This window comes from Candidatus Pelagibacter sp. (genome assembly GCF_052049675.1).
Taxonomy (GTDB): Bacteria; Pseudomonadota; Alphaproteobacteria; order Pelagibacterales; family Pelagibacteraceae; genus Pelagibacter.
In genome coordinates this window covers 895,055-912,555 of sequence record NZ_JBNGZM010000001.1, presented here as the reverse complement: position 1 = coordinate 912,555, position 17,501 = coordinate 895,055, and the positions used below count along the sequence as shown (strand labels likewise).

At 27.9% G+C, this 17,501-nt stretch carries 18 protein-coding genes; 8 read left to right on the top strand and 10 right to left on the bottom strand.

The window, feature by feature from the left end; all coding sequences use genetic code 11:
• Positions 1-6: 6 nt before the first annotated feature.
• The 7 genes from ACTT9L_RS04960 to ACTT9L_RS04930 are packed head-to-tail and all read right to left on the bottom strand — an operon-like array spanning position 7 to position 6,640.
• Positions 7-1,731 (bottom strand): S1 RNA-binding domain-containing protein, encoded by a 1,725-nt coding sequence (locus ACTT9L_RS04960; RefSeq protein WP_440928218.1) that lies wholly within the window; start codon positions 1,729-1,731, stop codon positions 7-9.
• Positions 1,731-2,387, bottom strand: coding sequence for a (d)CMP kinase (locus tag ACTT9L_RS04955; protein ID WP_440928217.1), 657 nt, complete (start codon positions 2,385-2,387; stop codon positions 1,731-1,733). The genes ACTT9L_RS04960 and ACTT9L_RS04955 overlap by 1 nt, the downstream gene beginning before the upstream one ends.
• Positions 2,387-3,706 (bottom strand): 3-phosphoshikimate 1-carboxyvinyltransferase, encoded by a 1,320-nt coding sequence (gene aroA / locus ACTT9L_RS04950; RefSeq protein WP_440928216.1) that lies wholly within the window; start codon positions 3,704-3,706, stop codon positions 2,387-2,389. The genes ACTT9L_RS04955 and aroA overlap by 1 nt, the downstream gene beginning before the upstream one ends.
• Positions 3,707-3,712: 6 nt before the next feature.
• A complete protein-coding gene (locus ACTT9L_RS04945) occupies positions 3,713-4,489 on the bottom strand; it encodes an ATP-binding cassette domain-containing protein (protein WP_440928215.1) in 777 nt (258 codons plus the stop codon).
• Between the two features lies 1 nt (position 4,490).
• Complete coding sequence (gene lptC, locus ACTT9L_RS04940; RefSeq protein WP_440928214.1) at positions 4,491-5,060, bottom strand: LPS export ABC transporter periplasmic protein LptC; 570 nt, start codon at positions 5,058-5,060, stop codon at positions 4,491-4,493.
• Positions 5,061-6,029 carry a KpsF/GutQ family sugar-phosphate isomerase gene (locus ACTT9L_RS04935; RefSeq protein WP_440928213.1) on the bottom strand — a complete coding sequence of 323 codons (969 nt, stop codon included), beginning with the start codon at positions 6,027-6,029 and terminating at the stop codon, positions 5,061-5,063.
• A complete protein-coding gene (locus tag ACTT9L_RS04930) occupies positions 6,029-6,640 on the bottom strand; it encodes a ribonuclease D (protein ID WP_440928212.1) in 612 nt (203 codons plus the stop codon). Before ACTT9L_RS04930 ends, ACTT9L_RS04935 begins: the two co-directional genes overlap by 1 nt.
• 14 nt (positions 6,641-6,654) lie before the next feature.
• Between ACTT9L_RS04930 and ACTT9L_RS04925 the strand changes: the two genes are divergently transcribed.
• Positions 6,655-7,617, top strand: a complete 963-nt coding sequence (locus ACTT9L_RS04925) for a complex I NDUFA9 subunit family protein (protein ID WP_440928211.1) — start codon at positions 6,655-6,657, stop codon at positions 7,615-7,617.
• Between the two features lie 29 nt (positions 7,618-7,646).
• On the opposite strand, the gene ACTT9L_RS04920 is transcribed toward ACTT9L_RS04925, so the two are convergent.
• Positions 7,647-8,141 (bottom strand): GcrA family cell cycle regulator, encoded by a 495-nt coding sequence (locus tag ACTT9L_RS04920; protein ID WP_440928210.1) that lies wholly within the window; start codon positions 8,139-8,141, stop codon positions 7,647-7,649.
• 169 nt (positions 8,142-8,310) lie between these two features.
• On the opposite strand from ACTT9L_RS04920, the gene ACTT9L_RS04915 reads away from it, so the two are divergent.
• On the top strand, positions 8,311-9,477 hold the full coding sequence (locus ACTT9L_RS04915) for an aspartate aminotransferase family protein (protein WP_440928209.1): 1,167 nt from the start codon (positions 8,311-8,313) through the stop codon (positions 9,475-9,477).
• 1 nt (position 9,478) lies between these two features.
• Positions 9,479-10,408 (top strand): ornithine carbamoyltransferase, encoded by a 930-nt coding sequence (gene argF / locus ACTT9L_RS04910; RefSeq protein WP_440928208.1) that lies wholly within the window; start codon positions 9,479-9,481, stop codon positions 10,406-10,408.
• Here argF and ACTT9L_RS04905 read toward each other — a convergent pair.
• On the bottom strand, positions 10,400-10,939 hold the full coding sequence (locus ACTT9L_RS04905; protein WP_440928207.1) for a c-type cytochrome: 540 nt from the start codon (positions 10,937-10,939) through the stop codon (positions 10,400-10,402). The genes argF and ACTT9L_RS04905 overlap by 9 nt on opposite strands.
• Positions 10,940-11,052: 113 nt before the next feature.
• On the opposite strand from ACTT9L_RS04905, the gene kdsB reads away from it, so the two are divergent.
• The 5 genes from kdsB (at position 11,053) to recR (ending at position 15,342) form a co-directional block, all read left to right on the top strand.
• A complete protein-coding gene (gene kdsB, locus ACTT9L_RS04900; RefSeq protein ID WP_440928206.1) occupies positions 11,053-11,784 on the top strand; it encodes a 3-deoxy-manno-octulosonate cytidylyltransferase in 732 nt (243 codons plus the stop codon).
• Positions 11,784-12,617 carry a prephenate dehydratase domain-containing protein gene (locus ACTT9L_RS04895; protein WP_440928205.1) on the top strand — a complete coding sequence of 278 codons (834 nt, stop codon included), beginning with the start codon at positions 11,784-11,786 and terminating at the stop codon, positions 12,615-12,617. The genes kdsB and ACTT9L_RS04895 overlap by 1 nt, the downstream gene beginning before the upstream one ends.
• A 141-nt stretch (positions 12,618-12,758) precedes the next feature.
• Positions 12,759-14,411, top strand: a complete 1,653-nt coding sequence (dnaX, locus tag ACTT9L_RS04890; protein WP_440928204.1) for a DNA polymerase III subunit gamma/tau — start codon at positions 12,759-12,761, stop codon at positions 14,409-14,411.
• Positions 14,404-14,721, top strand: coding sequence for a YbaB/EbfC family nucleoid-associated protein (locus tag ACTT9L_RS04885; RefSeq protein WP_440928203.1), 318 nt, complete (start codon positions 14,404-14,406; stop codon positions 14,719-14,721). The genes dnaX and ACTT9L_RS04885 overlap by 8 nt, the downstream gene beginning before the upstream one ends.
• Before the next feature lie 3 nt (positions 14,722-14,724).
• Positions 14,725-15,342: a recombination mediator RecR gene (gene recR / locus ACTT9L_RS04880; RefSeq protein ID WP_075485016.1), complete on the top strand. Its 618-nt coding sequence runs from the start codon at positions 14,725-14,727 to the stop codon at positions 15,340-15,342.
• Here recR and ACTT9L_RS04875 read toward each other — a convergent pair.
• Positions 15,317-17,491, bottom strand: a complete 2,175-nt coding sequence (locus ACTT9L_RS04875; protein ID WP_440928202.1) for a malate synthase G — start codon at positions 17,489-17,491, stop codon at positions 15,317-15,319. The two genes, recR and ACTT9L_RS04875, sit on opposite strands and share 26 nt — an antisense overlap.
• Positions 17,492-17,501: the final 10 nt, after the last annotated feature.

Sequence of the window (17,501 nt, the reverse complement as noted above, 5' to 3'; positions counted from 1 at the left end):
TATTAATTATTTTTCTTCTTCTTTTTTTTTTAAATCCTCAGACAAAGAGGAGAATGGAAGATTTTTACCAGAACCCTCTGATCCATATTTCTCAAGTGCTTCTTTCTTTTCTATTTCCTCTAATAATTTAATACTAAGTATAACTTTTCTCTTACTGAAATCTAGCTCAGCTATAGCGCAATCAAGTTTTTCACCTCCAGTCCATCTGCTTGGTCTAGCATCAGCAGTATTAATTGCAATTGCCGATTTTTTGATTTGAAAATCCATTTCGCATCCCTCAGGTCTAACTATTAAACCTTTGTTATCCGTTGATATAACTTTAACAGTTATAGTTTGATTTTTAACTTTATCTTTGAACCAATCAAAAGGATCAGTTTGAGTTTGTCTTAAACCAACTCTTATTTTCTGTTCTGAAGATTTAATTTCTAGAACTTTTACCTTAATTTTTTGACCCTTTTTATAATTGTTCAATTCTTCTTCGCCATTATTTAAATATGTTAAATCGTTACAGTGTAAAAAAGCATCCACATCCAAGTTTTCAATTTTAACAAATAAAGAGTATTCATTTTTATTTACAATTTCACCTTCAACTATTGTTCCAACAGGATATTTTTTTTCAAAAGTGTCAAAAGGATTCTCTTTTGTTAGTCTGTGTGATATCGCAACTCTTCTCTTGTCTTTGTCAATTTCTGTTATAACGCAATCGATTTCGTCTCCAACTTTAAACATTTTTTTTGCAGACAAATTTTTTTTTGTCCAACTTAATTCACTAGAATGCAGCAAAGTAGTTAAACCAGGCTCTAATTCACAAAATGCACCAAAGTCCATTAGTTTTACAACTTTTACTTTATAAATTTTATTTAATTCATAATTTTCTATATGTTCAAAGGGATCAGGAGATAACTGTTTTACAGAGCAACCTACTTGCAACTTTTCCATATCCACGCTTATAACTTTTAAATCATGTTTTTCTCCAATATTGAATACCTCATCTGGATGATTAACTCTTGAATATGAAATTTCTTGTAAATGGACTAAAACATCTAATTCTCCATTTACGTTAAAAAAGCATCCAAAATTGCTATAACCTTTAACCTCTGCACCTTTTATAATGTCTCCAACTTTATATTTTTCAATTATTTTTGCTTTATCCTCTTTTTTAAATGAAGAAATAATTTCTCTTCTAGAAACACAGGCATTTCCTCTGACTTTATCTAGTTTAATTAAAGCAAATTTTTGGGGCTCATTCATTAAATGGCTTATATCCTTAAGAGGCTTATCACTTATTTGTGAACCAGGTAGAAACATTAACGAACCTGTATCTATATGTTCAACTATACAACCACCTTTGCATTTAGAAGTAATTTTACCCATGATAGGCTCATTTTTTTCATAAGCTTCAACTAACTTATCCCAACCTTTAATTTTTTGAGCTTTACTAGCGGAAACTAGTACCTCTCCGTGTTTATCTTCAATCTTTTCTAACAAAACTGGAATAGTTTCTCCAATTTTAATTTTCTCAGATAGGCCCATACTTTTTAATTCATTTATATCTAAAACTGGTTCAGATTTAAGACCTTCAACAAAAAGAAATACAAACTTTTCAGTAATTTTATTTATTTTACCGTTAATAATTTTACCTTCTTCTATTTGAATTTTTGACAGTTGGCTATTAAGTAATTTTTCGAATTCTTGAGAGGCTGGATTTGAGAGATCTTTATATATTTCCATTAATTATTAAGTTTCCTATCTATTATTTTTTTTATTTTTAAAAAACATGCCCTTTTATTAAGGTTTGTCGTATTAATCAATAGTGAATCTTTTGTTTTCTTTAGAGGTGCAATTTTACGATTATAATCATTTTTATCACGTATTTTAATGCTTTTTAACACCTCATAATAAGTTATCTTGTTATTTATAGTTTTTAACTCTTTATATCTTCTTAAAGCTCTTGTTTTCAAATTTGCTGTTATAAAGAATTTAAAATCTGCATCAGGAACTATATTGTAAGTTATGTCTCTTCCATCAAGGCAAGACCCTTTATATTTATTAGGCGGATTATAAGCAAAATTAATCTGAAATAAATGTACGATTTTTCGAATTTTTTTCTTCTTTGAAATTACAGAAGCTTTTATACCCACCTCATTGGTTAATAAAGTTTTATTTGCAAGATCTTTTACTTTTAAAGATTTAATTTTGTACTTTATAAATTGATAATTAAATTTTTTTGGATATCTCAAATTTAAATATGCAATAAATCTATATATTTTCCCTGTATCAAGATAAAAAAGATTATAATGTTTAGACAAAGCTTTTCCTAATGTACCTGCACCTGCACCTGCAGGGGAATCGATTGCAATCTTTATTATATTTTTTCTTTTAATCATTATTTTTTTAATTCATTTATTATTTTTAAAAAATTAGGAAAAGATGTATTTATAGAACTTTTATCGTATATACTCCACTCTCCACCAAAAGATAGTGCTGCTATGACACTTGTCATAAATACTCTATGATCTTTTAGATAATTTTTAATTATAATTTTTTTATTTATATTTAATTTTGGGTTACCAAAAATTTTGATAGAATCCTTGGTCACAGCTGTTTTTATTCCTAATTGTGTTAGAATATATTTACCCCATTTCAGTCTAGGACTTTCTTTTTGATTTAATTCACCTAGATTTTTAAAATAAGATATACCTTTTGCCTTTGCCGCAGCCAGAAATATAACTAAAAATTCATCTATTGCACCACTGTTAAGTTTAGAAGGACAATTAATAGCTTTCAAAGATTTTGCACCATTAACTTTAATGTCAGCGATTTTTTCACCTTTATAAATTTTTTTATTTTCAAAGATAATATTAACTCCCATTTTTTTTAAAATGGTTATTATGCCAGTTCTAGATGAATTAATATTTACATTTTTAATTGTAAGTTTAGAATTTTTATTTAGTGCAGTTAAAACTATAAAAAAAGCACTCGAGCTTATATCAGAAGGAATTTCATAATTTATTTTTTTAATTTTTTTTACTCTATTAACCTTAATTAAATCATAGTTTTTAAAGGTATTTATTTTAATCGGCAATTTTAGGTATTTAGCAAGTAGTTCAGTATGATTTCTTGATTTTTTTGCTATTATTGTACTAATTCCATTAGCTCTCATGCTGCCTAAAATTACTGAACTTTTACACTGAGCTGATCCTTTATTCTCTCTATAAATAATAGGTTTTAAATTATTAGATCCATAGATTGTTAGTGGTAAGTTTTTATTTTTATGTAGTTTAAATTTAGCTCCAAATTCGCTTAAAGGATCTGTAACTCTCTTAAAATCTCTGTTAGACAAACTTTGATCTCCTAATAGTTTGATTGGAAAAGGGGTATTAATTAATAATCCAAGTATTAGTCTTCCAAGAGTCCCTGAATTTTGTGCATTTAAGTTTAAATTTTTTTTATATTTATATCCATCAATCCCTTTACCATAAATTTTACAAATTTTTTTACTAAACTGAACTTTAATTCCTAATTTTTTAATAATGTTTATTGCTGCGATAACATCTTGTGAAATTAATAAATTCTTTGCTTTGGAAATACCTTTTGCTAACGAAGCAAATAGGACCCATCTAATGCTCAAACTTTTATCTCCACTAACATATATCTTTTTATTAAAATTTTTAATTTTTGTTTTTATAATGATTTTATTGGACATTATAAATTAGTTGATCTTAAAAGAACTTCCAAAATAAGCATTTTGGGCATTAATATCTTTAATTAGACCTGATGGTGATCCTTGGGCGACTATTTTACAGTTACTTAATATAATTGCTACATCAACACATGCCAATAGATCTCTTGCTTGGTGGTCACAGATACAAACAGTTATTTGGTTTTCTTGTTGTAAATTTACAATTATTTCTTGAATCATTTTTATTGTTAAAATATCTAGTGCAGCAAAACACTCATCTAGTAAAAGTACTCTAGGCTCACTTAATAAGGCAAGTGCAATAACAAGTTTTTTTTTCTGTCCGCCAGAAAGAAATTTAGCTTTGATATCTTTAATATTTTCAAATTCAAATTTTGAGATAATATAGTTTATTCTGTTAATAATTGTATTTTTATCATCAATTACAATTTCACCGATAGCTTTTAAATTTTCAAATAAAGTTAAATCACCAAAGAATCCACCATATTGTGGAACGTAACCAATTTTAAATCTTTTGGTTCTTAAGTAAATTGGGTAGTCATTAACAAGTTCACCATTTATTTTTATTTTTCCACTTTTTGGAGAAATAAGTCCAGTCATTAGATTAAAAATAGTAGATTTGCCAACCCCGTTAGGACCCAACATCCCAAAAATTTCTGTTTGGTTTACTTTAAAGTTTATATTATCTAAAATTAACCTATTTCCATATGATAAAGATACATTTTCAAACTCAATCAATGGTCTTTGTTTTTTAAATGATTTAATTCTAAATTTTTTTACAACACCCATTTTAATTAATCTTTTTTAAAGACACCTTATTATTTTTATTATACATAAATATTTTAGTATCTTTATTTTTAATATTAATTTCTATTACATCAGCTTCGATTGTATCATTAAGGTTTGAATAAACTATTTTTTTTGACATTATCATAGTACTTCTATTGATTGAAAAGTCTAAATATTCACCTGTAATTTTATTATTTAAATAATTTATTAATACATTTTTAGAAAAAATTGTATCAAAATTATTAATATTATATTTTCCATAATCAGATGAAATGGTTATTTGATTTTTATTGTTTAATTTAATAATTCCATTAACTTTTTCTAAAAAAATAATATTATTATTACTTATATCTACCTCACCTTTTTGCGCAGTAATAATATATTCATTTCCATTAGCATCTCTTGAAGTATATTCAACATTTTCAATAATATTCGAACTATAAGTCTTTGTTTCTAAAACCTGCTCCCCAACCTCGACTTTTTTATCAAAATTCGTTTTCTTTTGTAAAGTTATTGATAAAAAAACTACCAATATAATTATAATAATTATACTAATTATTTTTTTATACATTTATGAAATATTTGATTGCAAAAGATTATGTATATGAACCACTCCAATTGTTTTAAATTTATTTTTTTTTTCATATACACATAAGGACGTAATTTTTTTACTATTCATAATTGATAAAGCTTTTGCAGCTAATATATTTTTATCAACACTTATTGGATTTTTTGTCATTATTTCTGCAGCAGTTTTACTATGTAAATTAGAATTTTTTAAATTGAAACGTCTTATTTGACCATCAGTAATAATTCCAATAGTTTTCTTTTTTTTGTTAATTACAATTAAAATTCCAAGTTTTTTTTCACTCAAAATATTAAGTGCTTTATTCATTTTAATATTTTCGCTTATAAAAGGTATTTTGTTTCCCGTTAACATTATATCTTCAACAGTTTTTAATTGCGCCCCCAAACTCCCAGCTGGATGTAATTTTTTAAAATCCATCTTTCCAAATTTTTTGTATTGCATTGTTGAAATGGCTAGAGCATCACCTAGGGCAAGTTGTACTGTAGTGCTTGAAGTTGGAACTATTCCTCCTGCTTCAATAACTTTAGGTATTAAAAGTTTTATATCTGAAGCTCTATAAAGAACAGATTCTTTTTTTGATACAATGCCAATTAATAATATTTTATTTCTATTTGCATACTGAATAATGTTTTTAAGCTCATTTGTCTCTCCGGAATTACTCATTAGTATCAAGATGTCTCTTTTCGAAATCATTCCTAGATCACCATGAGAAGCTTCGCTTGCAGATAAATTAAATGAGGGGGTTCCAACTGATGCTAAAGTAGAAGCAATTTTTGATGCAATCAGACCACTTTTTCCTACACCACATAAAATTACTTTTGATTGGCATTTAGCAATTTGCTTAACTGCATCATTAAATGATTTATTTAAACTTTTTTTTAATTTTTGTAATGCTAAAATTTCAAGGTTAATTACATCTTTAGCATTTATTATAAATTTGTTTTTGTTCATCAGTGAGACCAGATATCATCTTTAAATAAAGCCAAATCAAGCTCTACTCTTGTCTTTAAAAATTTTAAGCAATTATTATACAATTCAATTCTACTTTCTCTTTCTAATATTTTTTTTAATTCTTCATGAATTTTATGTAAATATATCACATCATTTGCACAATATTTTAGTTGCGCTGGTGTAAGTTCACCCCCAAAATCTGAGTTTTGAAATTGTTTGCTTATATCTATATTTATAAATTCTTTTATTAGAGTTTTAAGAGAGTGATTATCTGAATATGATCTAGCTAGCTTTGATGCAATTTTAGTGTCTAATATATTGTTTGTTTCAATTTTTAGATAATACTTGATATGTGCTAAATCAGCTCTGCCATAATGAAAAATTTTAGTTATATCATTGCTGTTTAGTAATTTAACTAAATTTGGAGCCTCATAATTTTTTCTATCAAATTGAACTATGTGTGCATCTGAATTTCCTGAGGATAATTGGATCAAACACAGAGGGTCTCTTCTGACATTTAAACCCATAAACTCTCCATCAATAGCTATTATATTGCCTAATTTTAAATCATCTGGTAGATCATTTTTATACAATTTAATATTAATACTCATTACTAAATATATATATGAAACAAAAAAATTGTCTAATTTTTGGTGGAAGTGGTCAAATTGGCAGAAACTTAATTAGAAAACTTACTAAGAATAATTACATTGTCACTGTTGTAACAAGGAATATTCATCAAAAAAGTTATATTATAAAAACACAAGCAAACGCTGGTTATATTAATATAGTTGAGGCAAATATTTTTGATGAAAAAAAAATTAGAGATCTTTTCAAGACATCTGATGTTTGTATTAATTTAATTGGAATTTTATTTGAAAAAAAAGGGGGGAACACATTTAAAAATATTCATACTATTTTTCCGTCTTTGTTGGCAAAATTGTGTAAAGAGTACAAAATTAAACATTTTGTTCATTTATCAGCTTTAGGTATAAATGAAGCAATTGATTCAGATTATGCTAAAAGTAAATTAGAAGGAGAAAATAATATTTTAAAAAATTTTCCTCTGGCTACAATTCTTCGACCCTCTGTTGTTTATTCCTCTGATGATAATTTTTCAACTAATTTTATGACACTTTTGAATAGACTGCCTTTTTTTCCTCTTTATTATAATGGCAAAACTAAATTTGCCCCGATTCACTGTTCAGACTTAACGGATATAATTTATAATATCATTTCAAAAAATTTATACTCAAAAATAATAGAATGCTCTGGTCCTGAAATATTTACATTTAAAGAATTAATAGAAAAATTATTGAAACTAATTGATAAAAAAAGAATTTTATTACCTCTTCCTCTACCAGTTGCTGAGCTAACTGCTAGATTATTTGAAATAATGCCTAAACCTTTATTGACTAGAGACCAATTGAAATTATTAAAATACGATAATATTCCATCTGGAAAATATAAAACAAATTCAGATATCGGAATTCCAAGTTTAAGATATTTTGAAAATGAAGTTAAAAAATATTGTTATATGTGGAGGGACGGAGGACAATTCTCTACCGAAAAGTATAAAACGGAATAAAATTTAGTTTCAAAATCTAATCAATGCAACTAAGCCGATTTTATTTTTTTTCCAATAAATTCTAAATTTTCATCTTTTTCAGAAACATCTTCTTTTTTACCTTTGGGCTGATACGCGTAAAGCAAATGTAACTTACAATATGAAAAATCTTTAAGGGAAGATCTTCCACAAAAATAAAATGATTTTTCATCAGGATGTCCAATTGGCCATTTGCATACACTTTCATCTAAATCTTCTAACTGTTTAGGATTTTCTGGTTCAAAATCTTTTTCTATAATTAATGACTTAAATTTACTTTTGCGTACTCTTTTAATTTTTTTACTTTTTTCTTCTAAAGAATTTTCAAAAAACTGATTTGAGGTAGCTGTTCTTGTTTTGATTTTTGCTGACAAATTTAGTCTGTGGGCTTTTCCTATTACGGCATTTCTACTCATTCCACCAATAATCTCAGCAATTTGGCTTGCGGTATTGCCTTTACCCCAAAGTTCTTTTAATTTAGCAATTTTTTCTTCAGTCCAGCTCATAATCAATATGTTGTACTGTGTTTATATTAAACAACAATATACTGTTATAAAATAAAATTAAACAATCAAAAAATGAGACTTATCAACACTAAATTTAATTAGTAAGTATGTAAATGTTTTCAATCCCAACTTGTATTAATAATTAAACTTTATAAAACAAATTAAATTTATGAGTTATTTGGCAAAAAATTATAATAGAAAAAAAATTTCCTTTAAATACGGCAAAGGTAGTTATCTATATTCCACAGATAAAAAAAAATATTTAGATTTTGTGCAGGGAATAGCGGTTAATTCTTTAGGCCATGCACATCTTCAATTAGTAAAAACTATAAAAGATCAATCGAAAAAATTATGGCATGTATCTAATGCTTTTCAAATTCCTGAGGGAGAAAAATTAGCTAAAAAGTTATGTAATAAAACGTTTGCTGATTATGTAATGTTTCAAAATAGTGGGGCTGAAGCTACGGAGGCAGCAATTAAAGTTGCTAGAAGATATTTTTACTCTATAGGCAAACCAAATAAAAATAGAATTTTATGCATTAAAAATTCATTTCATGGAAGAACTTTAGCGGCAATTTTTGCTAGTGGGTCAAAGAAAATGACAGAGGGATTTGGTCCAAAAGTAAAAGGGTTCGATCACTTCAACTTTGGTGATCATAATTCTCTTAAAAAGAAAATTAATAAATACACAGCTGCTATTATGGTTGAAACTATAATGGGTGAAGGTGGCATTAAAGTTATCCCTGATTGGTGCTTAAGAGAGTTAAGAGCATTATGTAATAAGAAAAAAATATTATTAATACTAGATGAAGTTCAGTGTGGAATAGGAAGATCTGGTGATTTCTTTGCTTTTGAAAAATCAAAAGTAAAACCTGACATTGTGCCAATCGCAAAAGGAATAGGTGGAGGATTTCCTATCGGAGCAGTTTTAATGAATAAAAAAGTTGCTTCAGGGATGACACCAGGTACCCATGGATCAACATTTGGAGGAAATCCTCTAGCAATGGCTGTTGGAAATAAAGTAATGGATATTATATCAAATAAGAAATTTTTAAATAATATAAAAAGTCTTTCAAAATATTTTTTATTTAAATTAAATAAAGTTCAGGAAAAATATCCAAATATAATTAAGCAAATAAGAGGAAGAGGTTTTTTGATTGGTATACAGTTATATAAAGATCAAAATGTATTTATTAAAAAATTGATGGATAATAAGTTATTGACTATTCGAGCAGCAGAAAATGTTGTTCGAATTCTACCTCCATTAAATGTTAAAAAAAATGAAATAGATTTAGCCATTAAAATTATCGAAAAGGTTTGTTTACAATTAAAATAATATGAAACATTTCATAAATTTAAAAGATATACCAAAAAATGATCTGAGAAAGATCATTACTGATGCTAAAAAAAGAAAAAGTTTAAGAAAAAAGATAAGTACTCTTGAGGTTGACAAAGGCGCACCTCTTAAAGGAAAGATTTTAATACAAATGTTTGAGAAGGCTAGCTCGAGAACAAGAATTAGTTTTTATTTAGCAATAAAACAGCTAGGAGGGGGCACTTTAACTCTTCGATCTAACGAGCTTCATTTAGGTCATGGAGGAGAAAGTATTGCAGATACTGCCAAAATCCTCTCTACTTATGGTGATGGATTTATGATGAGAACTGATAGTGATAAAAAGATAGAAGACTTCAAAAAACATTTATCAATACCAATTATTAATGGTTTAAGCCCGTCGTCACATCCTACACAAGTTTTATCTGATATTTTTACAGTTGAAGAAATAATGAAAAAACCTATTTCAAAATTAAATATTTGTTGGATAGGAGACTCAAACAATGTTTTGGATAGTTTAATAGCTGCATCAGTAAAATTTTCTTTTAAACTAAGTATTGGTTGTCCAAAAAAATTTGAACCAGGAAAAACAGTTAGAGCTTGGGTCAAAAGAAATAATAAAAAAATTTTTATTTATAACGATCCTAAAAAAGCAATATCTGGGGCAGATGTAATTTTTTCTGATAAAGTAATTTCTTTAAATGACAAAGTTAATAAGAAGAAAAAAATACAAGCATTTAAAAATTTTAAAATTGATCAAAAATTGATGAGTTATGCAAAAAAAAATTGCATTTTTTTACATTGTTTACCGAGAGGCGATGAGGTAAGCGATGAGGTTTTTTTAGGTAAAAAATCTCACGTTTGGCAGCAAGCACTTAATAGAGTTCATGTGCAAAAAAGTATTTTATTATATTGTTTTGGAAAATTAAGGTAGCGGCAAAGGGCTGTCTGAATTCTCATTTAGATATTTTATTACAGAGGCCCTATCTTTTTCTTTTCTAAGTCCTGCATATGCCATTTTTGTTCCCTTTATCCATTTAGCAGGTTTAATTAAAAATCCGTTCAGTTCTTCAAAAGTCCAGTTCTTATCATATGCTGATAGCGCTTTGGAATATTTATACTCTTCAACAGCTCCAACTTTTCTTCCTACAACATTATACAGAGCAGGACCTATAGCATTCTTTCCTCCTTTAACAATTGAATGACAAGCTGCACATTTTTTAAAAACTTTTTCACCATGCGCAATATCTCCCATTGCCATCAATGCTGATATATCAATTTTGTCTGACGTCGTGCTTGGGCTGATTGTGGATACAGTAGTGGCAACTTCTACTTCAACTGAATAACCAGGTGTTTCAGGTTTTTCTACGTGAAATATAACATCAGATAATTTTCCAATACCAATAATAAGCAAAGCGACCATTAAAACTGCAGCAACTATTTTATTTATTTCGAAAGAATCCATTTTTTCTAAATTTTGTAGAGAACGTATAACATGATAAATCAAAAAAAAGCTAAAATTTAATGTATAAATTTGCCTCTATAGTTGTTTAATGAGTATAATAATTTGAAAATATAATGAAAACTTTAGTAATTATACCTTCTAGGATGTCCGCTACAAGGCTTCCAGGTAAACCTTTGTTAAAAATAAATGGTTTATCAATTATTTCACATGTATCTAAAAAAGCAGAAGAGGCCAATATTGGAGATGTGATTGTAGCAACAGAGGACCAGGAAATTATTGACGATGTTAAAGGAAATGGTTTCAACGCTATTATGACTAGCAATAAACACAAAACAGGCACAGATAGAATTCACGAGGCACTTAAAAAATCAAATATCAAGGATGTTGATTTTATTATGAATTTACAAGGCGATGAACCAGCAATAGACATACAAGATTTAGTAAGATTGAATGATAAAATGTTACAAAATTCCTCTAAAATAGGAACTCTTGCATCGATAATAAAAGAAAATAAAAATTTGAAAAATGAAAATATTGTAAAGGTTATTACCGAAAATGCTTTAGCAGAGAACAACTTTCCAAAGGGTATTTCTTTTTTAAGAATGTCTGAGAGGATAGATAATATATATCATCATATTGGAGTTTACTGCTATTCAAAAGATTCACTCGAAAGATTTGTTCAACTAAGTCAATCTAAAAATGAAATAGAAAATCGATTAGAACAATTAAGAGCATTAGATAATAATATTGATATTAATGTTTCACTTGCAAAGTCATCTCCAGTAGGGGTAGATACAAAGGAAGATTATCTAGCCTTAAAAAAAATAATGGAATATAAGAATTGATGAGTAAAATTTATTTTCAGGGAACCTTTGGTGCATATTCTCATTTAGCAGCGCTTTCTATTGATCCTAAAGCAGAAATCTTACCTTGTAAAACTTTTGATGATTGTTTTAACAAAGCATCTAATGAACCAAATAGCAGAATTATAATTCCAGAGTCAAATAGAATTACTGGCAACATTGGAATTGAATATTTAATTTTTAAACATAGGCTAAATATTTATAAAGAGCATTTTCAAAAAATTGAGCATAATTTATTAGGACAGCCTGGGGCAAAATTAAAAGATATCAAAGAAGTATACTCACACGCACAAGGATTGTCCCAGTGTTCAAAATTTATAAAAGAAAATAATTTAGCAGAACATATTAGAGCAGATACTGCTGGATCTGCTGAAATGATTTCTAAAACAAAAGATGTTAAGCAATCAGCTATAGCATCTTCATTAAGTGCTAAAATTTATGGTTTGGAAGTAATTAAAAAAAATATAGAAAATGAAAGTGGAAATTTGACAAGATTTTTGGTTATGGGAAAAAATATTTCTCAACCAGAATTTAAAGATAAAACATATATAACCTCTTTTTTATTTAAATTGAAAAGTAAGCCTGCTGCTCTTTACCAATCACTAGGAGGTTTTGCTATTAATGGTGTAAATTTAACTAAACTACAAAGTTATCCAGAAAAAAATAGTTTCGATTCTTATTTTTTCTTATGTGATTTGGATGGACACATCGAAGATCGAAAAGTTCAGAAATCTCTTGAAGAGCTAGGTCTACATTGTGAGGATTTTCACGTTCTAGGTGTTTTTGAAGCAGATAACTTGAGACAAAAAAAATAAGAATCTTTTCTTGTAGATTAGAAATTTTAACTGCTATAATGGTTCTGGAGGCTAGAGGTGGATGCTGCTTGAACCCGACCAGATCTTAACGGAAGCAGTCGTAGAGACAGTTATTCAGGTTCTAGTCTCCTTGTTAAATATATGAATAATAACTCAAAAGTATTAGCATTAAAATATAGACCACAAACTTTTGATGATCTTATTGGTCAAGAGGTTGTTGCAGAAACTATTACCAATTCGATTAAAGCAGATAAAATACCGAATGCATATTTATTCACTGGAATAAGGGGAATAGGCAAAACCACAACAGCACGAATTGTTGCAAAAGCACTTAATTGCTCAAATGGAATAGAAAATAAATGTAAAATTAAATGTGATAATTGTGATGCGATTACAAACTCAAATCATATCGATGTTCTTGAGATGGATGCAGCAAGCAAAACAGGCGTAGATGATGTAAGAGATTTGATTGAATTTTCTAGATATGGGCCAACATCTGCAAAATATAAAATTTTCATAATAGATGAAGTTCATATGCTCAGCAAACAAGCATTTAATGCATTATTAAAAACTTTAGAAGAGCCACCAGAATATTTAAAATTTATTTTTGCAACTACAGAAATTAAAAAAATTCCTTTTACTGTTGTTTCTAGATGTCAAAGATTTGATTTATCTAGGATTAAATCCTCAGAATTATTAGAATATTTAAAAAAAATTAAAGATAAGGAAAATGGAAAAATAACAGAAGATGCTTTAAAGCTTATAGTAAAAATTTCGGAAGGTTCTGTCAGAGATGCTTTATCATTATTAGATAGAGCATTATTAAGTTTGGATGATGGAAGGGAATTGGATTTAAATTCAGCTCAGAAAATTTTTGGATATTTCGATAAATCTCAATTAATAGATTTGTTTGAATTAATTTTAAAAGGTGAAGAAACAAAAGTAATAAGTATTTATAGAAAAATTTATGACCAAGGTGTCGAACCAAAGGTTTTTATTAATGATTTCTTAGAGTTACTTTACTACTTTAAAAATATTAATTCTTTAACTTTAGAAAGTACAAATTTTTCATTAAATGATGAAGAATTTTCTAAAATTAAAAATTTATCAAATCAAATAGATTCAGAGGTATTAATATTATTTTGGCAATTTGCCATTTCTTCTCTCGAAGAAATTGACATAGTTTCTAATCAACACCTTTCAATTGAGATGTTCTTAATAAGACTAATGCATTTAACATCTCTAAAATCTAAAAATAAAGTTGAAAAAGTTGAGATTGATTTAAAGAGTGAAAATTTAGTTAACAATAAAGAAACTGAATTAACTTCTAAAACAATCAACCAAATTAAGAATGTTGTACAAGAAGAAAAAACTAAACCAGAAGCACAAACAGAAATTAAAGCAGAAAAGAAAATTAATATAAATGCATTTGATGATCTAATTGAAATTTGTTTAAAAAAAAAGGAGATCAAACTAAAATATGAATTAGAAAAAAATGTTAATCTCGTAAAATTTGAAAAAAATAGAATTGAAATATCTTTTAATGAAAGTTTAGATAAAGATTTTGTAAAAGATTTATCATCAAAACTTTTTGAATGGACTGGTGAGAGATGGATTATTACATTTAGTAAATTAAAAGGTCAAATGTCAGTAAAAGATAAAGAAAAAAATGAAAAAAAACAATTAGTAGATGAAATGAAAAATTCAGAAATATTTAAAAGTGTTTTAGATAGATTTCCGGATGCAGAATTAATAGATGTAAATTCAAAAAAAGATGGAGTTGATAATGACTGATTTTAGCAAAATTTTAGATAAAGCAAAAGAACTTGAGGCCAAAATGAAAGAAAGCCAACAAAAGATCAAGGAAATTAAAGTTGAGGGAGTTTCGGGTTCAAATTCTGTAAAGATAACTTTGGATGGGGAGGGAGAGATGCAAACGATAAAGTTATCTGATGAAATTATGAAAGAAGACAAAACCATAATTGAAGATTTAATTGTTGCAGCACACAATAGTGCCAAATCTCAACTTAAATCAAAAACAACTGAGGAAATTTCAAAAGCAACAGGCGGGTTTGGAATTCCAGGTTTTAAATGGCCCTTATAAGATATGGAAAATGGTAATGAGATAGATGACTTAATAAAACTGATATCAAAATTGCCTGGCTTGGGTCCTAAATCAGCAAAGCGGATTGTATTAAAGTTAATTAATAATAGAGATGAATTAGTAAAGCCTTTAGCAAAATCATTAGCGGATGTTTATAAAAATATTTCTAGATGCAAAATTTGTGGGGCTTTAAAATCTATTTCAATAGAATGTGATTATGAAAATTGTAAAATTGTAGATAAAAAATATGAAAAAATTTGTGTAGTAGAAAATATATCTGACCAGTGGAGTATAGAAAGTTCAAATATATATAAAGGTTATTTTCACATTTTAGGAGGCACTATTTCATCAGCTGGACAAAAAAAAGAGGATTTATTAATTAATTCTTTAGTACAAAGAGTTAAAAAAGATAAGATAGAAGAAGTCATACTTGCAACCAGTGCGACAGTTGAAGGTCAAACAACTGCATATTATATTCAAGATAGTTTAAAAAACTTGAATGTTAAGATTACAAAATTAGCACAAGGATTACCTGTTGGTGGAGAAATTGAAAGTTTAGATGATGGAACTTTATTTTCTGCTTTTAAAAATAGGTCTAATTTGGTTTCGAACTCAGATTAGATTTTTTTTTCAATCTATTTAAATGAAGTAATGGTTCAGTATAACCTGAAGGTTGCTCTTTACCTTTAAACACTAAATCACAAGCAGTTTGAAATGCTATAGAGTTTTCATAATCACTACTCATTTTAACATAAAGTGGATCATCTTTGTTCTGATCATCTACTATTTTTGCCATTTCTTTCATTATTTCAGTTACTTGTATTTTTGTTGTAATTCCATGATGAATCCAGTTGGCTATATGTTGTGAAGAAATTCTTAGTGTTGCTCTATCTTCCATCAAGCCTATATTGTTAATATCAGGCACTTTTGAACAACCTACACCCTGATCGACCCATCTTACAACATACCCTAATAAAGTTTGTGCAGAATTAGAAATTTCTTTGTTTATGTCTTCTACAGACCAATTAGGTCTATCTGCTATTGGGATGGTAAAGAGATCATCAAGTTTAGCTGGTTCTCTATCTTTTAATTTTTTTTGTTCATTAAAAATATTTATTTCATGATAATGTAAAGCATGTAATGCAGCTGCTGTTGGAGAAGGTACCCATGCGCAGTTTGCTCCTGCTTTTAAGTGTCTTGTTTTTTGCTCCATCATATCTCTCATTTTGTCTGGCATCGCCCACATTCCTTTTCCAATTTGAGCTTTACCAGAAAAACCACAACTTAAACCAATATCAACATTGTTGTTTTCGTATGCAGTAATCCATTTAGATGATTTCATATCTCCTTTTTTAATCATAGGACCAGCTTCCATTGATGTATGCATTTCATCACCGGTTCTATCTAAGAAACCAGTATTAATAAAAAAAACTCGATTTTTGAGACTTCTAATACATTCTTTTAAATTTGCAGATGTTCTTCTCTCTTCATCCATAATACCAATCTTACAAGTGTACTTAGGTAAATTTAGAACCTCCTCAACTTTAGAAAAAATTAAATCTGTAAATGCCGTCTCATCTGGACCATGCATTTTAGGCTTTACAATATAAACGGATCCAGTTCTTGAATTATTTTTGTTTTTAATATCATGTAGCGCAGCTGCTGTAGTTATAAAAGCATCCATAATACCTTCTGGTATTTCACTTCCATCACTTAATAAAATTGAGGGGTTTGTCATGAGATGACCAACGTTTCTTACAAGTAAAAGGCTTCTTCCATGTAACTTTAAACCTTTACCATCCTTTGAGATATAACTTCTGTGAGGATTTAATTTTCTCTCAAATAATTTACCTTCTTTTTCAAATTTTGATTTAAGATCTCCTTTCATTAGACCTAGCCAATTTCGATAACAAATAATTTTATCTTCTGAGTCTACCGCTGCTACACTATCCTCATTATCACAAATTGTTGAAATAGCTGATTCTAGTATTATGTCACTAATACCAGCATGATCTTGTTGGGCGGCAAAAGCTCTCGAGTCTTTTAGAATTTCGATATGTAAATTATTATTCTTTAGAATAATTGCGGATGGATTATCGCTTTCACCTCTGTGTCCAACAAATTTATTTTCGTCTTCCAAATCAAAAATGTCAGCACCTTTTAAAACTTTTAATTTTCCAGATTTTACAGCAAAACTTGTAATTTTTTTCCAACTCAATCCCGCTAATGGAAAGTACTTATCTAAAAAATCTCTTCCATATTTTATAACCATTTCACCTCTTAAAGGATCATATCTTTCAGATACACTATCTTCAGACTGTTCAATTACATCTGTACCATAAAGACTATCATATAAACTCATCCACCTTGCATTGGCAGCATTTAGTGCATATCTTGCATTCATGACAGGTACAACCAATTGAGGTCCAGCTATACTTGAAATTTCTTCGTCAACGTTTTCTGTTTCAATTTTAAAATCAGGTCCCTCATTTTTTAAATAACCAATTTCTAGTAAAAATTTTTTATACACATCTGGCTTTATTTCTTTACCCTTATTTTCTATATGCCAAACATCTATTTTTTTCTGCAATTCTTCTCTAAATCTAATTAATTCTTTATTTTTTGGTACAAGCTCATCTAGAGTTTTTTCAAGGCCCAACCAAAAATTTTCTACAGATATATTTGTATTTTTCAATAATTCATCTTTTACAAAGTTTAATAGTTTTTGTGATACTTGAAGATTATGAATTTTAATGTATTTTTCTTGCATAGCACTTAAG